The sequence below is a fragment of the Streptomyces sp. NRRL F-5135 genome, from assembly GCF_000719775.1.
GTDB lineage: Bacteria > Actinomycetota > Actinomycetes > Streptomycetales > Streptomycetaceae > Streptomyces > Streptomyces hebeiensis.
In genome coordinates this window covers 1-786 of sequence record NZ_JOHR01000064.1, presented here as the reverse complement: position 1 = coordinate 786, position 786 = coordinate 1, and the positions used below count along the sequence as shown (strand labels likewise).

Genomic DNA, 786 nt, shown 5'->3' with positions numbered 1-786 from the left:
CCAACGCCGTCCACACACGATCCACACGCGGCACGGACAGCTTCGTCGGGTGGAACGGCACCCACGCACCCAACGGATGCTCGGGACCATGATCGATCAACGCCGGAACATGCTCACGCTTCTTGTTCCGCACCAGACGACCATCACCACTGGTCGCCCACACATCAACGACTCCGCCGACCACGAAGCACCCGACGAAGAACCACCCGCCTCACCAATCCGCAACCCCCCGACATCCGGCAACTGCGCCGACGAGGCGGGACCTGTCGAGTCGGCGAGGACCAGTTCGTCCATCCCTGCCTCGATGGCGGAGGTGCCGGAGGTGGTCTGCCGGGTGGCCTTGGTCCAGTTGCCGGGGGCGTTGGTGTCCGGCTCCGGGAGGGCGACGATGGTGAGCGGGGCCGACGGATCGGCGGCGGTCAGGTCGAGCGGCCCGCTGTAGCTGTAGGCCGGGCGGCCGGTGCGCTGGGAGAACCGCTCCACCAGCTCCGGGCTCAGGACACCGGGACCGGAGGTCAGGAACAGGACGGGAGTGCCCAGGGGCGTGGTGCGCAGCGCCGGGTCCAGGTCGAGCAGGGCCAGGAACTCGTCCTCCGACACCGGGAGAGGGTTGCGGCCGGGCAGGTGGAGCACGATGTCGCCGTCGTCGTCCACCTCGACCAGGTTCAGGAGGGGCTCGGGCAGCTTCGGTCCGACCCATTCCGGCACGATCTGCCGGGTGGTGGTGGTTCCGTCCGGCGCCCGCGTCACCTGGTTCACGCTGCGCCAGTTGATGCCCTCGGGCGC

At 69.5% G+C, this 786-nt stretch carries 1 protein-coding gene; it reads right to left on the bottom strand.

Annotation, left to right across the window (positions count from 1 at the left end; all coding sequences use genetic code 11):
- Positions 1–96 precede the first annotated feature (96 nt).
- Positions 97–786, bottom strand: a 690-nt coding sequence (locus IG02_RS37440; protein WP_037805232.1) for a hypothetical protein, incomplete at its 5' end; no start/stop codon positions are given.